The sequence below is a fragment of the Streptomyces sp. NPDC047515 genome, assembly GCF_040643055.1.
Taxonomy (GTDB): Bacteria; Actinomycetota; Actinomycetes; order Streptomycetales; family Streptomycetaceae; genus Streptomyces.
This window is the reverse complement of record NZ_JBEYTM010000001.1, coordinates 124208-140918: the sequence shown is the minus strand read 5'-3', so window position 1 is coordinate 140918 and position 16711 is coordinate 124208. Positions and strand designations below refer to the sequence as shown.

Below are 16711 nucleotides of genomic sequence, written 5' to 3'. Positions count from 1 at the left end.
CCTGTCATTTACGAAAGGGTGAGCGGTCATCCGGTACCGAATTCCGGACTCTCTCTTTCACTTCAGGGATGCTGATGACCACCAAGTCCCCCAGTTCCATACCCGGGGCGAGACGCGCGGCCCGAGTCGCGGCTGCCGCCGGCCTGGTGGCCGCGCTGGCCGCCACCGGCGCCGCACCGGTCTTCGCCGCCGACGACCCCGCCCCCGCCCCCGTCAAGTCCGCCGCCAAGGACGCCACGGCCGACAAGCTCGGCACGGCCGACGCCGAGCTGTTGGCCAAGGCCAAGGCCAAGGGCGAGAAGAACATCACCATGATGGTCGCCACCGCTCCCGGTGCGACCGCGCAGGTCACCAAGCAACTGGACGCCGTCGAGGGGTCCGTGCTGGGACGTGCGTACGACAAGCTCGGCTACGTACGGGCCACCGTGCCCACCGCGTCCGCCGAGGCGACCATCAAGGCGGCCGCCAAGCTGTCGTCCGTCCACGGCATCGATCTCAAGCAGGAGATCAAGCTGGACGACCCGACGCCCGCGGCCGACCGCGCGGCCGGGACCACGGCGAAGACGAAGTCCACCGGCTCCTACCCGGCGCCGGGCAAGAAGACCCCGGCGAAGAACCCGTACAACCCGTCCTTCGAGACGGGTGCGGTCGACTTCGTCCAGCAGCACCCGAAGGCCGACGGCCGCGGGGTGACCATCGGCATCCTCGACTCGGGTGTCGACCTCGGCCACCCGGCGCTGCAGAAGACCACCACGGGCGCCCGCAAGATCGTCGACTGGGTGACCGCCACCGACCCGGTCAGCGACGGCGACGGCACCTGGCTGCGGATGACGGACGCCGTGTCCGGCCCGACGTTCACGTACCAGGGCCGCACCTACAAGGCGCCCGAGGGCTCGTACAAGATCAAGCTGTTCGCCGAGGCCGCCACCAAGGGCGGCGACATGGCGGGCGACCTGAACCGCGACGGCGACACCACCGACGTCTGGGCCGTGCTCTACGACCCGGTCACCGGCACCGTGCGCGTCGACCTGGACAACGACGGCGACTTCACCGACGAAACCGCCATGAAGCCGTACAAGGAGAAGCACCAGGTCTCCTACTTCGGCAAGGACGACCCGCGGACGGATGTCGTCGAGCGCATCCCGTTCACCGTGGAGACGCGCAAGAACGTCGTCTACAACGCGGCCGGCGCCACGTCCGACTACGTGAACATCGGCGTCATCGAGAGCGAGCACGGCACCCACGTCGCGGGCATCACCTCCGCGAACGGCCTGTTCGGCGGCGAGATGAACGGTGCCGCGCCGGGTGCGCAGATCGTCTCCTCGCGCGCCTGCACCTGGTCCGGCGGCTGCACCAACATCGCGCTCACCGAGGGCATGATCGACCTCGTCGTGAACCGCGGTGTCGATGTCGTCAACATGTCGATCGGTGGCCTGCCGCCGCTCAACGACGGCAGCAACGCCCGCGCGGAGCTGTACAAGCGGCTCATCGACATCTACGGCGTCCAGCTGGTCATCTCGGCCGGCAACGACGGCCCGGGTGTGAACACCATCGGTGACCCCGGCCTCGCCGACCACGTCATCTCCGTCGGCGCGTCCGTCTCCAAGGAGACGTGGGCCGCCAACTACGGCTCGAACGTCACCAAGAAGTACGACATGCTGCCCTTCTCCTCGCGCGGTCCGCGTGAGGACGGCGGCTTCGCGCCGATCCTGACCGCTCCGGGTGCGTCGATCAACACGACCCAGACCTGGCTGCCCGGCAGCCCGGTCAAGGAGGCGGGCTACTCGCTCCCGGCCGGCTACTCCATGCTGCAGGGCACCTCGATGTCCTCGCCGCAGGCCGCCGGTGCGACCGCACTGCTGCTGTCCGCCGCGAAGCAGAAGCACATCGAGCTGCCCCCGGCCGATCTGCGTACCGCGCTGACCAGCACCGCCACCCACATCAAGGATGTGCCCGCGCACGCCCAGGGCTCCGGTCTGATCAACATCGTCGGCGCCTGGAAACAGATCGAGAAGCAGGGCGCCCCGGCGCACGAGTACACGGTGAAGGCCCCGGTCGACACGAGCCTCTCCGACCGGCTCAAGACCCCGGGCTTCGGCACCGGCCTCTACGACCGCAACGGCGGCCTGAAGGTCGGCCAGAAGAAGTCGTACGACGTCACGATCACCCGCACCACGGGACCGGACAAGGCCGTCAAGCACCAGCTGTCGTGGAAGAACAACGACGGCACCTTCAAGCTGACCGATCCGGGCACGGTCTCGCTGCCGCTGGGCAAGCCGGTCACCGTCAAGGTCGAGGCGAAGCCGGGCAGCGCGGGCGTGCACAGCGCGATCCTGCTGGTGGACGACAACAAGACCGTCGGCGTGGACCAGCAGATCCTCACCACGGTGGTCGTCTCCAAGCAGCTCGTGAAGCCCGCCTACGCGTTCAAGGCGTCCGACTCGGTGCAGCGCAACAGCACCACGTCGTACTTCCTGACCGTTCCGGAGGGCGCCAAGACCCTTGAGGTCTCCCTCGGCGCGCTGCGTTCGGGCAGCCAGACCCGCTTCATCTCGCTCCACCCGTACGGCGTGCAGATGGAGAACAGCTCCACGATCTTCTGCTACCCGAACTACGAGAGCCCGACCAACACCTGCCGCCCCGACGTGCGCTCCTACAAGGACCCGCAGCCGGGCGTCTGGGAGATCGAGGTCGAGGCACGGCGTACGTCGCCGCTGCTGGACAACCCGTACAAGCTGGACGTCTCGCTGCTCGGCGCGACCTTCGACCCGGCGGTGCAGACCATCGCCGAGGCGAAGATCGGCACGCCCGCCCCGGTGAGCTGGAAGGCCACCAACAACGCGGGCGACCTGGAGGGCACCCTCAAGGGCGGCTCGCTGGGCACGGCCAAGGTCGCCAAGCCGTCGATCAAGACGGGCGACGAGCAGGAGTTCGAGGTCACCATCGGTGAGGGCGTCGAGAAGCTGGACGTCGCCATCGGCGGTACGTCGGACGCCAACGCCGACCTCGACCTGTACGTCTTCCGGGGCAACACCCAGGTCGGCAAGTCCACCACGGCCGGCTCCGAGGAGTCGGTCAGCCTGGTGAAGCCGGCCGCCGGTACTTACACCGTCGTGATCGACGGCTACAGCGTTCCGGCCGGGACCACCACGTACGACTACCGCGACGTGTACTACGCGCCGTCGCTCGGCACGATCAAGGTCGACGAGTCGAAGGCCGTGAAGCTGGCCAACGGCGCCTCCGCCCAGATCGGTGCCGAGGTCTCGGTCGCCGGGGCGGCCCCCGAGGGCCGGCAGTTCTTCGGCGAGGTCCACCTGGTGAACAGCCACGGGACCGCCGCGGGCACCGGCAGCGTCGTGATCGAGAAGGTCACTCCGTAGCGGAGCCCGTGATCACACGGTGACCCCGGTCACCGTGTGATCCGTACGACAGTGGGGCGGGTGCTCGATGGAGCGCCCGCCCCACTGCTCTGCCCGCCCGACGGGCGGGAGGTGTCCACAGCGCGGACAATGGATTGGACAAGGAAGCCGTGGACATACGCATCATGGAGCGGCAACCGTGCCAGTTTCGTACGTTCGAAGGAGTCCCTGTGAAGGTCGGAATCGTCGGCGCCACCGGTCAGGTCGGCACAGTCATGCGCAGGATCCTGGCCGAGCGGAAGTTCCCGGCCGACGAACTGCGACTGTTCGCCTCCGCGCGCTCCGCGGGCTCCACGATCGAGTGGCAGGGCCGGGAGATCACCGTCGAGGACGCCTCGACGGCCGATTACACCGGGCTGGACATCGTGCTGTTCTCGGCCGGTGGCGCGACCTCGAAGGCGCTCGCCGAGAAGGTCGCCGCACAGTGCGCCGTCGTGATCGACAACTCCTCCGCCTGGCGCAAGGACCCCGAGGTCCCGCTGGTCGTCTCCGAGGTCAACGCGCACGCGATCGCGAACCGCCCCAAGGGCATCATCGCCAACCCGAACTGCACCACGATGGCCGCCATGCCCGTGCTGCGCCCGCTGCACGACGAGGCGGGTCTCCAGGCCCTGACCGTCGCCACCTACCAGGCGGTGTCCGGCTCCGGTCTGGCCGGTGTCGCCGAGCTGCACGGCCAGGCGTCCAAGGTCGTCGCCGAGGCCGACAGGCTCACCCATGACGGCGAGGCCGTCGACTTCCCCGAGCCGGGCGTCTACAAGCGCCCGATCGCCTTCAACGTGCTGCCGATGGCCGGCTCGATCGTCGACGACGGCTCCTTCGAGACGGACGAGGAGCAGAAGCTCCGCAACGAGTCCCGCAAGATCCTGGAGATCCCGGAGCTCAAGGTGTCCGGCACCTGTGTCCGGGTGCCGGTCTTCTCCGGCCACTCGCTCCAGATCAACGCCCGTTTCGCCCGTCCGGTCAGCGTCGAGCGCGCCTATGAGCTGCTGAAGGACGCCCCGGGCGTCGAGATCTCCGAGATCCCCACCCCGCTGCAGGCGGCCGGCAAGGACGCCGCGTTCGTCGGCCGGATCCGGGTCGACGAGACCGTGGAGAACGGCCTCGCACTCTTCGTCTCCAACGACAACCTGCGCAAGGGCGCGGCGCTGAACGCGGTGCAGATCGCGGAGCTGGTGGCGGCCGAGCTGAACGGCTGACCCGTTCAGCCCCTCCGGCGACCGAGCAGCGGGGCCCGGGGCCGAGCCCCGAGCCCGGCCGTCGCTCAGAGCCTGTCGGGCGGCCTTCGATCGGACAGCGGACGCGGTCTGGTGCGTGCGATTCCAAGGCGCCGGGATGTCCTTGTAGCGGAGCTACCAGGGCATTTCGGCAACGCGGGAAGCGTGCGTGCCAGGGCGTGGCCGCCCGATCAGAGGCCGCCCGGCGGGCTCTCAGGGGCGGCGCACCTCGAAGTGCAGGCAGCCGTACTCCACGGCCCTGACGTGCACCAGCGCCACCTCCGGATCGGCGAAGGCCTCGTCGAGGGCCTCGTCGTACCCCCGCTCCTCGTCGGCCGGGATCTCCAGCAGCCGGCCGCCGACGATGTGGCCTTCCGCGTTGTAGCGCCGGACGGTACGCAGCGCTCCCGCCCGGGAGAACGGATATCCGGCCCGGTCGGCCGCCGGCCCCCCGCACTCCTCGGCGTGGATGAAGACCGGACCCTGCTCGTCGTACGCCCCCGGCCTCGCCCACGTCTCGGACGCCCAGCGGCGCAGCGGCGCGTACGAGACGAGGGCGATCCGCTCCCCCGCCTCGCTCCCCCGCAGGCAGCAGCGCAGCGGGTGCCCGCTGTCGGTGGCGGTGTACGGAGCGCAGGGACGGCCCGCGTCGTCGGTGTCGCGGAGCTCCTTGAGCGTGGCCGGGTCGATCGGGCGTGCCTCATATGTCGTCATGCGTCGAGCGTGGCCCGACGCGCAGGAACGGTCCGGCGGAAAACGGACATCGCGCTGCGCACAGGTCGCATGGAAGGATGACCGGAAACGTCACACACCAAGGAGATGACCGCGTGCCTGGCACCAATCTGACCCGCGAAGAGGCACAGGAGCGGGCGCGCCTGCTGACCGTGGACGCGTACGAGATCGACCTCGACCTCTCCGGAGCGCAGGAGGGCGGCACCTACCGGTCCGTCACCACCGTGCGCTTCGACTCCGCCGAAGCCGGTGCGAAGACCTTCATCGACCTGGTCGCCCCGGCCGTGCACGAGGTCGAGCTGAACGGCACGTCGTTGGATGTCGCGGCCGTCTTCCGCGACTCGCGCATCGCGCTCCCGCACCTGGTGGCGGGCTCCAACGAGCTGAAGGTCGTCGCCGACTGCTCGTACACCAACACGGGTGAGGGCCTGCACCGCTTCGTCGACCCGGTCGACCAGCAGGCCTACCTCTACACCCAGTTCGAGGTGCCGGACGCGCGCCGCGTGTTCGCGAGCTTCGAGCAACCCGATCTGAAGGCGACGTTCCAGTTCACGGTGAAGGCGCCGCAGGGCTGGACGGTCGTCTCGAACTCCCCGACGCCCGAGCCGCAGGACGACGTCTGGACCTTCGAGCCGACGCCGCGCATCTCGACGTACATCACGGCGCTGATCGTCGGCCCGTACCACTCGGTGCACAGCAGCTACGAGAAGGGCGGCCAGTCCGTTCCGCTCGGCATCTACTGCCGGCCGTCGCTGGCCGAGTACCTCGACGCGGACGAGATCTTCGACGTCACGCGGCAGGGCTTCGACTGGTTCCAGGAGAAGTTCGACTACGACTACCCCTTCGCCAAGTACGACCAGCTGTTCGTCCCGGAGTTCAACGCCGGTGCGATGGAGAACGCGGGCGCGGTCACCATCCGCGACCAGTACGTGTTCCGTTCGAAGGTGACGGACGCGGCGTACGAGCGGCGTGCGGAGACCATCCTGCACGAGCTGGCGCACATGTGGTTCGGCGACCTCGTCACCATGGAGTGGTGGAACGACCTGTGGCTGAACGAGTCGTTCGCCACGTACACCTCGGTGGCCTGCCAGGCGTACGCGCAGGGCTCGAAGTGGCCGAACGCGTGGACCACGTTCGCCAACAGCGAGAAGACCTGGGCCTACCGCCAGGACCAGCTGCCCTCCACGCATCCGATCATGGCGGACATCCGTGACCTGGACGACGTGCTGGTCAACTTCGACGGGATCACGTACGCCAAGGGCGCCTCGGTCCTGAAGCAGCTGGTGGCGTACGTCGGCATGAACGAGTTCTTCAAGGGCGTCCAGGCGTACTTCAAGGCGCACGCGTTCGGCAACACCCGGCTGTCCGATCTGCTGGGCGCGCTGGAGGAGACCTCCGGCCGCGACCTGAAGACCTGGTCGAAGGCGTGGCTGGAGACGGCGGGCATCAACATCCTGCGCCCGGAGGTCGCCACGGACGAGAACGGCCACGTCACGGCCTTCACCGTCCTCCAGGAGGCCCCGGCCCTCCCCGCCGGTGCGAAGGGCGAGCCGACGCTGCGGCCCCACCGCATCGCGATCGGCTGCTACGACCTCGACGCGAACGGCAAGCTGGTTCGTACGAACCGGATCGAGCTGGACGTCGACGGCGCGCGCACGACCGTTCCGTTCCCGGCCGGCACCGCCCGTCCCGCCGTGATCCTGCTCAACGACGACGACCTCTCGTACGCGAAGGTCCGCCTCGACGAGGAGTCGCTGCGTGTCGTCACCGAGCACCTCGGCGACTTCACCGAGTCCCTGCCGCGCGCCCTGTGCTGGGCCTCCGCCTGGGACATGACCCGCGACGGCGAGCTGGCGACCCGGGACTACCTCTCCCTGGTGCTCTCCGGCATCGGCAAGGAGTCGGACATCGGCGTCGTCCAGTCGCTGCACCGCCAGGTGAAGCTGGCGCTGGACCTGTACGCGGCGCCGGAGTGGCGCGAGGCCGGGCTGACGCAGTGGACCGAGGCCACGCTCGCGCACCTGCGCGCGGCGGAGCCGGGCAGCGACCACCAGCTGGCCTGGGCCCGCGCCTTCGCGGCGACGGCCCGCACCCCGCAGCAGACGGACCTGCTGCAGTCGCTGCTCGACGGCAAGGAGACGGTCGAGGGCCTGGCCGTCGACACGGAGCTGCGCTGGGCGTTCGTGGAACGGCTCGCCGCGGCCGGTCTGCTCGAAGAGGACGAGATCGCCGCCGAGTACGAGCGCGACAAGACGGCGGCGGGTGAGCGCCACGCGGCGACCGCCCGCGCGGCACGCCCCACGGAGGAGGCGAAGGCGGAGGCGTGGGCCTCGGTCGTCGAGTCCGACAAGCTGCCGAACTCCCTCCAGGAAGCGGTCATCGCCGGCTTCGTCCAGACCGACCAGCGCGAGCTGCTGGCCCCGTACACGGAGAAGTTCTTCGCAGCGGTCAAGGGCGTCTGGGAGGCGCGCAGCCACGAGATGGCGCAGCAGATCGCCGTGGGCCTGTACCCGGCCCTCCAGGTCTCGCAGGCCACCCTGGACGCCACGGACGCCTGGCTGTCCTCGGCGGGGCCGACCGCGGCCCTGCGCCGTCTGATGTCCGAGTCGCGCGCGGGCGTGGAGCGTGCCCTGAGGGCCCAGGCAGCGGACGCGGCGGCCTCGTAGGCCGGGGCTCCGGACTGCCGGGGCGGGTACGGTGCATGCCCTGTGGGGCTGGGCACCGTACCCGCCCCTTTGTCGTCCGTCGCCCCGTGCGCGCGTATGGAAACCGCCCGTCGGGCGGGCGCCGATGCGCAACCGTCCGACGGGCGGGGGCAGAAGGGTATGCGGGGAGGAGACGGGGCCGGGGCGAGGAGGCCCCGGAGGAACGGGGCCTGCGGCCCCGATCGGCCGGACGGTGTGAGCTCCTCCTACGCGCCCGCCTCCTCGTAGCGCCGGGTCAGTTCGGCGGCGCCCGTCTCCGTCAGGCTGCCGTGCAGGCGCATCCGGGCGACGCCGCCGTCCGGGAAGGCGTCGAGGCGGACGTGGGTGACGATCGCCCGGGCGCGCAGGGGGAAGCGGTGGAGGGTGTCGGGCTGGAGCCTGGTGCGCGGGATGATCTCGAACCACTCGCCGGTCTCGCCGTTGCGGCCCTGGAGGGCGATCCAGCCGGCCGCGTTGCCCTTGAGGTAGGCCGTGTCGATCTCGACCGCGCGGACCGCGCCCTGGGCGGGGAGGCGGAAGCGGACCCAGTCGTTCGTGTCGCGGACCCGGCGGCGGCGGTTCTCCCAGCCGTCGTCCATCTTGCGGGAGGTGCCGGGCAGGATGATCTGGGTCGGCGAGGAGTAGAAGCGGTCGGAGGCGTCCTCGTAGCTGCCGCCGTTCAGGACCGAGATCAGGTCGAACGTGCCGAGGGTGGCGAGCCAGGACGGGTCGGGGAGGACCTCGCCGGGGACGCGGAGGCGGGCAATGCCGCCGTCGGGGTGCTGGCAGAGGCGGACGTGGGTGTAGCGGCGACCGCCGGTGATCTCGAAGCCGTTGGCGGCGTGGCCGCGTACGGGGGTCGGCGGGACGATCTCCTCCCACTTCACGTCGTCCGCGAGGAGTTCGGCGGGGCTCGGCGAGCCCTCGACGGCGGTGGCCTGGATCGAGACGCGCTGCGGGTAGTTGCCGCGGAAGTGGGCGGTGTCGACGACGATGCCGCGGATGATGCCGGGGGCACCGAGTCGGATCAGCGCCCAGTCGTGCTCCTCGGGGGCCGGGAACGGGTGGGCCGCGTCCGCCCCGCGTCGGCGGCGGGTCTCCCAGCCGTCCATGATCTTGCCCTTGTGGCCGAAGTGCTCGGGGTCGAAGACCGCGCGCTCCCGGACGAGGAGGTTCTCGCGCTCGGCGAAGAACTCGTCGTTGGCGGCGATCACGCCCGCGCCGAGGCGGCGGTCGGCGAGGTCGACGAGTTCGGTGAAGGGGAGGTCGGTGGTGCGGTAGTCGGCGTACGGGTCACCACCGCCGTACGGGGCCGCGTCGTTGGCGTGGGGATTCTCCTGCTGGTTCTCGTTCTCGTCGAAGGTCATGCCTCTACTGTCGCGGCAAACGACCCATTAGGTCCATCGAAAGTTTTTGCATTATCTATTCAGTCGAACTGAACGATTTGGCTGTTTCGGTGAGCGCCGCCAGGACTCGGGCCACCGCCGGCCCCTGCTCGGCCCCCTGCCGTACGGCCGCCACCACATGACGTCGCGGCTGATCGGCTTCGAGGGCCCGCATCACCACGCCACCCCGGCTGTGCCGTTCCGCCGACGCCATGCGCGGGACCAGGGCGACCCCCATGCCCGCCTCGACCATGGCCAGGATCGCCGTCCAGCCGGAGGCGCTGTGCGCCTGCTCGGGTACGAATCCGGCGGCCTCGCAGGCGGCCGTCGTGATCTGCGACCAGGGCCCGGAGCCGCCGTAGATCCAGGGGTCGCCGGACAGGTCCGCCAGCCGGAGGGCGGGGGCCGCGGCAAGGTGGTGGTCCGCGGGCAGCGCCACGTCCAGCGGATCCGCCAGCAGGGGCAGCACGGCGAACCGGGGGTCGCGGGCCGTCGGGGCGTGCGCGGCGAGGGACAGCGCGAGATCCACCTCACCGGCGACCAGGAGTTCGTACGCCTGCGCGGCCTCCGCCTCCCGCACCCGTACGTCCGGTCCCGGCCGTTCCTCGGCGCGCAGCCGCTGGATCGCGGGCACGACGAGGGCGGGCACCGCCGTGGCGAACGCCCCGATCCGCACCTCTCCGGCCTCGCCGCGCAGGTAGCCGGTCAGTTCGGCGTCGGCGCGCTCCAGTTGGGCGAAGACGGCTTCGGCGTGGTGCAGCACGAGATGCGCGGCGTCGGTGAGACGGACCCGCCGGCCCTGCGCCTCCAGCAGCGGTACGCCGAGCTGTCCCGACAGGTTGGACAGTTGCTGCGAGACCGCGGACGGGGTCATCAGCAGGGCCTGCGCGGTCGCGGTGACCGTGCCCCGGTCACGCAGGGTGCGGAGGATACGGAGCTTCTTGACGTCCCACTCGATCATGGCCGCAACCTACCCGGGCCCCGGGACGGGGCACCCGGAGCCGGACATGCGTGTGCGCCGCACGGTACGGGGTACCTGCGGCGCACACGGGAAGAGCTTCGGTGCCAGGGGTGTGCTGAAGAGCGTGGCGCGAGTCCGGCCAGGATCTCCAGCGCCTTCCTAGGCCTGCTTCTTGGACTTGTCGAGGATCATGACCAGGCCCGCGATGACCACGAACAGGGCGATGGGGGCCACGACGTACAGACCGATGGTCTCCATCACGCTCAGGCCCGGACCGGGGTCGTCACCGGCGTCGCGGGTGAGCGCGAGCGCGGGGGACGACATGAGCAGCATCATCAGCGTCGTTCCGGCCGCGACGGCGCCGGCGCGCATAGCGTTCTTCTTGTCCACAGTGCAAACGTAGCGAACGTCCGGAACGGGCGCGCGCCCGGGGGTGCCGTACGGAGTCACGGGCGGGGTTCCGCGCGGGGTTCCGGGGGTGTCTCGCGGGGCGCGAGGACCTCCATCAGCCGGTGGAGACGGGGTGCGACGGCCAGCTCCTCCAGGGTGACCGGGTGGCCTTCCACGTCTGCTACGGGTAGACGCCAGTTGGGATACTGGTCCCAGGTGCCGGGGAGATTCTGCGGGCGGCGGTCGCCGAGCGCGTCGGGCAGCCAGACCCCGACCAGACGGGCGGGGGTGCGCAGCAGGAAGCGGTGCACGGCGCGGACGGCCCCCTCCTCGTCGCCCTCCCCCTCCGGAAGCAGACCGAGCCGGGCGAGATACCCCAGCCACTCGGCGGTGTCGCTCGCGTCGGCCGTCATTTCCTCCGCGAGGCCGCCGGTGAGCAGGCCGAGGCGGTGGCGCAGTCTCACGTGGTCGCCGGTCAGCCGGGCGGCGGTGGAGGGCAGATCGTGCGTGGTGACGGTGGCCAGGCAGCCCTCGCGCCACTCCTCGGGGGCCAGGGGACGCCCCGAGCCCGCCCAGTCCCGTTCGAACCAGAGGACGGAGGTGCCGAGCACGCCGCGCCGCGCCAGCGCCTCGCGCACCCCCGGTTCGACGGTGCCGAGGTCCTCCCCCATGACGACCGCGCCGGCCCGGTGCGCCTCCAGGACGAGGACGGCGAGCATCGCCTCGGCGTCGTGAACGACATAGGTGCCCTCGGTGGGCGGGCGCCCCTCGGGCACCCACCAGAGCCGGAACAGGCCCATGACGTGGTCGATGCGCAGGGCGCCCGCGTGGGCGAGGAGCCCGCGCAGCAGCCCGCGGAACGGGGCGTAGCCGGACGCGGCGAGGGCGTCGGGGCGCCAGGGCGGCAGGCCCCAGTCCTGACCCTGGGCGTTGAAGGCGTCCGGGGGCGCGCCGACGGACATGCCGTGCGCGAGGGCGTCCTGCTGGGCCCAGGCGTCGGCGCCGCCGGGGTGCACTCCGACGGCGAGGTCGTGGACGATGCCGACGGCCATTCCGGCGTCCAGGGCGGCGCGCTGGGCGGCGGCGAGCTGGCTGTCGGTCAGCCAGGCGAGCCGACAGTGGAAGTCGACCCGGGCCATCAGCTCGCGGCGGGCACGGGCGGTCGCCTGGGAGCGGGGGTCGCGGAGCTCGGCCGGCCAGCTGTGCCAGTCGGAGCCGTGCACCTCGGCGAGGGCGCACCACAGGGCGTGGTCCTCCAGGGCCTGTCCCTGCTCGGCCAGGAAGTCGCAGTACGCGGCGCGGCGGCCCGGCGTGAGGGGCACGTCCACCACGAGTCGGAGGGCCTGGCGCTTGAGTTCCCAGACGGCGTCCCGGTCGATCAGGGCGCCCTTGTTCAGCACGGTGTCGCTGAGGGTCGCCGCGTCCTGCCGCAGATCGTCGAGCGCGCCCCGGTCCGGCACGTGCCCGTACTCGGGCACGGACTCGACGTGCAGATGGACGGGGTCGGGGAAACGCCGTGACGACGGGCGGTACGGGGACGGGTCGGTGGGGTCGCCGAGCACGGCGGCGTGGAGCGGGTTGACCTGAACGAACCCGGCGCCGAGGGTCCGCCCGGACCAGGCGGCGAGATCCGCGAGGTCCCCGAGGTCCCCCATGCCCCAGGAGCGGGCGGAGAGCAGGGAGTAGAGCTGGACGAGGAAGCCGTGGCTGCGCGCGGGCGGCTGCGGCACCCGGGGCGGGGCGACGACGAGCGTGCAGCTCGCGCCCCGGCCGCCCGGTACGCGTACGGTCAACCGGTGCACCCCGAACGGCGGTTCGACCCACCAGGCGGGGGCCGGGGACGCACCCGCACCTCGCACGGCGCCCGCGCCGGAGCCGCGACCCGCGCCCGGCCCGTCGCCCACGTCCGCGCCCGTGTCGCCGCCCGAGCCCCTGCCCGCACCCGCGTCGGCCGTCGCCCGTCCCGAAACGGCCGGTTCCGGCCGGTCGGGCCGGACACGCATCCGCGGGAGCGGGGGCGATCCGGCGTCCTCAAGTCCGATGTGCAGCGTGGCGCCAGGCGGCAGGGCGGTCAGGGCCCGGGGCAGCGGCTCCCCGGTCCACACCACCAGCGTCGACGGGAGCAGCCGACCCGCGGCCGAGTCCTCGGCGTCGGCGAGCGATTCCCGTACCGCTTCGGGCGTGGCGGCGTCCACCCCGAGCGCGGCGAGCACGGCGACGACCGTGTCGTCGGGGACGGCCACCGTGACATCGGCGGACGGGGAGTAGGAGGTGGCGACGCCGTAAAGTGCGGCGAGCCGGGACAGGCCCATTCAGACTCCTGGGGACTCCATGCCCCACGCGTTGCCGGACGAGGCCGGTTCGCTGGTCAGCGGGGCGTTGACGGCGAGCGGGGGTTCGCTGGTCAGCGGCGTGGCGTCGGCGAGCGGCGGCTCGCTGGTGAGCGGTATCGCGTCGGCGAGCGGCGGCTCGCTCGTCAGCGGGCCGGGGCCGGTCGCGGGGCCCGGAAGGGCGGCGGGCAGCGGGGCGGGACCGGACGCCTGTTTGGAGAGGGCGGAGAGCAGAAGCTGCGCGGCAGCGGGCATGGCGGCCTCCTGGCCGTGGCGGAACAGGACACTGCGCGCCTACCCAGCGGACTCGGCCGCAGACGTAGGCGTTACCACAACGAGTTCAACGTGCCCTGGGTCACATTCCGTTCCCCGGCGGCCGGTTCTCCGCAAGTTGTCCGCTCTTTTCGGCCATTCGGCGTCATCTTTGGCGTCGCCGCCCGCTCTCGACCATCCCTCACCCCACCTGCCTCATCGGGCATTTACGGCACAACAACCACCCGCATTGACACCCTCGCGCGCGGGTGGTGGGCTCGGAGCCCATGCGGCGAAGGCGAGGGAGAAGAGCGATGCGGCTCAGGCGCGGAAAGCAGGCAACGGCCGTCGCGGTCGCCGTCCTCGGCGGTCTGCTCTCCACGGGTGCTCCGGCCGCCGTCGCGGTCCCGTCGGCGCCCGGCTCCTCCACCGTCACCACGCCCGACCGCGCCGACGACGGCGCCGTGCCCCCGGTGTGGCCCCGGCCCCGGTCCATCAAGGCGTCCGGGCCGTCCGCGCCGCTCGCCGGCGAGGTCACGCTCGTGGCCGACGCGCACGCCGATCCGTACGCCGTGGACGCGCTGCGGCAGGTCCTGCGGGACGTGGGCGTACGGACCGTCCACGAGACGCTGCCGGGCCGCGGCCCGGTCATCCGGCTCGGCGGCGACGGCGCCCGGGACGCCCTGCGCACGCTGCGCGCTCCCGAGCGCGGGGATCTGCCCGCCGGCGGCTACCGCCTCGCGGTCGGCCGGTTCGCGGGCCGGGACACGGTCGCCGTGGAGGGCGTCGGCGAGGACGGCCTCTTCCACGGTGTGCAGACGCTGCGTCAGCTGATCCGGGACGGAGGCGTCGCCGGGGTCACCGTCAGGGACTGGCCCGGCACCGCCGTCCGCGGGATGACGGAAGGCTTCTACGGGCAGCCGTGGACCCGGGCGGAACGGCTGGCGCAGATCGGCTTCATGGCGCGTACGAAGCAGAACAGGTATCTGTACGCGGCGGGCGACGACCCGTACCGGCAGGCCCGCTGGCGCGACCCGTACCCCGCCGACCGGCGCGCCGACTTCCGGGCGCTGGCCGAGCGGGCCCGCGCCGAGCATGTGACGCTCGGCTGGGCCGTCGCCCCCGGCCAGGCCATGTGCATGTCGTCCGACGACGACGTCAGGGCGCTGACGCGAAAGCTCGACGCGATGTGGGCACTGGGTGTGCGCGCCTTCCAGCTGCAGTTCCAGGACGTCAGCTACAGCGAGTGGCACTGCGACGGCGACGCCGACGCCTTCGGCAGCGGCCCCGAGGCGGCAGCCCGCGCGCAGGCGCGGGTGGCGAGCGAGGTGGCGCGGCATCTCGCGGACCGCCATCCGGGGGCCGAGCCGCTGTCGGTGATGCCGACGGAGTTCTACCAGGACGGGGCGACCGACTACCGCACGGCGCTCGCCGAGGAGCTGGACGGCCGGGTCCAGATCGCCTGGACCGGTGTCGGGGTCGTGCCGCGGACCATCACCGGCGCGGAACTGGCCGGTGCCCGTGCCGCGTTCCGGCATCCGCTGGTCACGATGGACAACTACCCGGTCAACGACTACGCCCAGGACCGCATCTTCCTCGGCCCGTACACCGGCCGGGACCCGGCGGTGGCGGCGGGTTCCGCGGCACTGCTGGCCAATGCGATGGAACAGTCGTCCGCATCCCGCATTCCGCTGTTCACCGCCGCCGACTTCGCCTGGAACCCGCAGGGCTACCGGCCGCGGGAATCCTGGCAGGCGGCGATCGACGATCTGGCGGGCGGCGACACCCGCACCCGGGACGCGCTGCGGGCGCTGGCCGGGAACAGCGCGGCGTCCGTCCTGGGCGGTGACGAGTCGGCGTATCTGCGGCCGCTGCTGGCCGCGTTCTGGAAGTCCCGTGCGACGACCGACGCCGGCGCGCGGGCCGGTGCGGCACGCGCGCTGCGCGAGGCCTTCACCGTGATGCGGGAGACCCCGCAGCGGCTGGAGGGGCTGGGCGACGGACGCCTCGACGCCGAGGTGCGGCCGTGGACGGAGCAGTTGTCCCGGTACGGCCGGGCGGGCGAACTGGCCGTCGATCTGCTGGAGGCCCAGTCGCGCGGTGACGGTGCCGCCGCGTGGCGGGCCTCGCTGGCGCTGGAGCCGGTGCGCGGGGCCACGAAGGCGAGCGGTGCGACGGTCGGCGAGGGCGTGCTGGGCCCGTTCCTGGACCGGGTGCGCAAGGAGGCGGACGCCTGGACGGGCGCGGACCGCGACGTCGGTACGGTGACCGAGGCCCCGGGCAGTTACACGGTCCGGCTGAACCGGTCGCGCCCGGTGGAGACCGTGACGGCGATGACCGTGCCCGGCGGCTCGGTGGCCGGTGCGACGCTGGAGGCCCATGTGCCTGGCGAGGGCTGGCGCCGCCTCGGCACATTGTCGGCGACCGGCTGGACCCAGACGCCGGCCAGGGGACTGCGGGCCGACGCCATCCGGATCAGCCGGCCCGTGGGCGGCCCGTCCGCGCCGCCGGTGCTCACCGGCCCGAGGTCGCCGTTCGTCCCGGGTGGCCGGACGGGAACCGGCGCTCCCCAGAACGCCTCGGCCCTGGCCCCCCAGGTGCGCGCGCTCGTGCCGTGGTTCGGCGACGAACCCGCCGCCCGGCTCGACCTGGCGCGCGAGGAGACGGACGCCGAGATCGGTGGCGAACCGCAGCGGGTCGAGGCGCGGCTGGCGGCCCGGCGCCCCGCCGAGGTGCGCGGCGCGCTCACCGCGCGGGCGCCCGAGGGCATCGAGGTGAGCGTGCCGAAGCAGACGAGGGTGCCGCGTGGCTCCCGTACCCACGTTCCCGTCGAGATCACGGTCCCCGCGGGCACCCCGGCCGGTGAGTACGAGGTGCCGTTCAGCTTCGGCGACGAGCGCAGCACGCTCACCGTCCGGGCGTACCCGCGCACGGCGGGTCCCGACCTGGTGCGCACCGCCACCGCCTCCTCCTCCGGCGACGAGACCCCGGACTTCCCGGCGTCGGCCGCCTCCGACGGCGATCCGGAGACCCGCTGGTCCTCGCCGGCCGAGGACGGCGCCTGGTGGCAGGCGGAACTGCCGCAGCCGGCCCGGGTCGGCCAGGTGGTGCTGCACTGGCAGGACGCGTACGCCTCCCGCTACCGCGTCCAGGTCTCCGCGGACGGCCGCAGCTGGCGCACGGCGGCGACCGTGCGCGACGGGCGGGGCGGGCGCGAGTCGGTCCGGATGGACGCGAAGGACACCCGCTACCTCAGGATCCAGGGCGACGGCCGGGCCACCGAGTTCGGCTACTCCCTCTGGTCTGTGAAGGCGTACGCCGTCGCCCAGTAGCCGCACGCA

10 protein-coding genes are annotated in these 16711 nt (G+C 72.1%); 4 read left to right on the top strand and 6 right to left on the bottom strand.

The window, feature by feature from the left end; translation table 11 throughout:
• The first annotated feature begins 68 nt into the window (after nucleotides 1-68).
• Both ABZ826_RS00575 and ABZ826_RS00570 read left to right on the top strand, forming a co-directional pair.
• Nucleotides 69-3380 carry a S8 family serine peptidase gene (locus tag ABZ826_RS00575; RefSeq protein WP_361439966.1) on the top strand — a complete coding sequence of 1104 codons (3312 nt, stop codon included), beginning with the start codon at nucleotides 69-71 and terminating at the stop codon, nucleotides 3378-3380.
• Between the two features lie 209 nt (nucleotides 3381-3589).
• Nucleotides 3590-4618, top strand: coding sequence for an aspartate-semialdehyde dehydrogenase (locus tag ABZ826_RS00570; protein WP_361439963.1), 1029 nt, complete (start codon nucleotides 3590-3592; stop codon nucleotides 4616-4618).
• 231 nt (nucleotides 4619-4849) lie between these two features.
• Here the strand turns inward: ABZ826_RS00570 and ABZ826_RS00565 are convergent, their stop codons facing one another.
• The gene (locus ABZ826_RS00565; RefSeq protein WP_361439960.1) at nucleotides 4850-5350 is read right to left on the bottom strand and encodes a DUF1203 domain-containing protein; all 501 of its coding nucleotides are present in this window, start codon (nucleotides 5348-5350) and stop codon (nucleotides 4850-4852) included.
• A gap of 113 nt (nucleotides 5351-5463) precedes the next feature.
• On the opposite strand from ABZ826_RS00565, the gene pepN reads away from it, so the two are divergent.
• Complete coding sequence (pepN, locus tag ABZ826_RS00560) at nucleotides 5464-8034, top strand: aminopeptidase N (protein WP_361439957.1); 2571 nt, start codon at nucleotides 5464-5466, stop codon at nucleotides 8032-8034.
• A gap of 245 nt (nucleotides 8035-8279) precedes the next feature.
• On the opposite strand, the gene alc is transcribed toward pepN, so the two are convergent.
• From alc to ABZ826_RS00535, 5 genes are all read right to left on the bottom strand, one after another.
• A complete protein-coding gene (gene alc / locus ABZ826_RS00555) occupies nucleotides 8280-9419 on the bottom strand; it encodes an allantoicase (protein ID WP_361439955.1) in 1140 nt (379 codons plus the stop codon).
• Between the two features lie 55 nt (nucleotides 9420-9474).
• Complete coding sequence (locus tag ABZ826_RS00550; protein WP_361439952.1) at nucleotides 9475-10398, bottom strand: LysR family transcriptional regulator; 924 nt, start codon at nucleotides 10396-10398, stop codon at nucleotides 9475-9477.
• Between the two features lie 159 nt (nucleotides 10399-10557).
• Nucleotides 10558-10788: a hypothetical protein gene (locus ABZ826_RS00545; protein ID WP_361439949.1), complete on the bottom strand. Its 231-nt coding sequence runs from the start codon at nucleotides 10786-10788 to the stop codon at nucleotides 10558-10560.
• 56 nt (nucleotides 10789-10844) lie between these two features.
• Nucleotides 10845-13100: a 4-alpha-glucanotransferase gene (gene malQ, locus ABZ826_RS00540; protein WP_361439946.1), complete on the bottom strand. Its 2256-nt coding sequence runs from the start codon at nucleotides 13098-13100 to the stop codon at nucleotides 10845-10847.
• On the bottom strand, nucleotides 13101-13373 hold the full coding sequence (locus ABZ826_RS00535; RefSeq protein ID WP_361439943.1) for a hypothetical protein: 273 nt from the start codon (nucleotides 13371-13373) through the stop codon (nucleotides 13101-13103).
• A 311-nt stretch (nucleotides 13374-13684) separates the two neighbouring features.
• Here ABZ826_RS00535 and ABZ826_RS00530 point away from each other — a divergent pair, with 311 nt between their 5' ends.
• Nucleotides 13685-16702: a beta-N-acetylglucosaminidase domain-containing protein gene (locus ABZ826_RS00530; protein ID WP_361439940.1), complete on the top strand. Its 3018-nt coding sequence runs from the start codon at nucleotides 13685-13687 to the stop codon at nucleotides 16700-16702.
• Nucleotides 16703-16711: the final 9 nt, after the last annotated feature.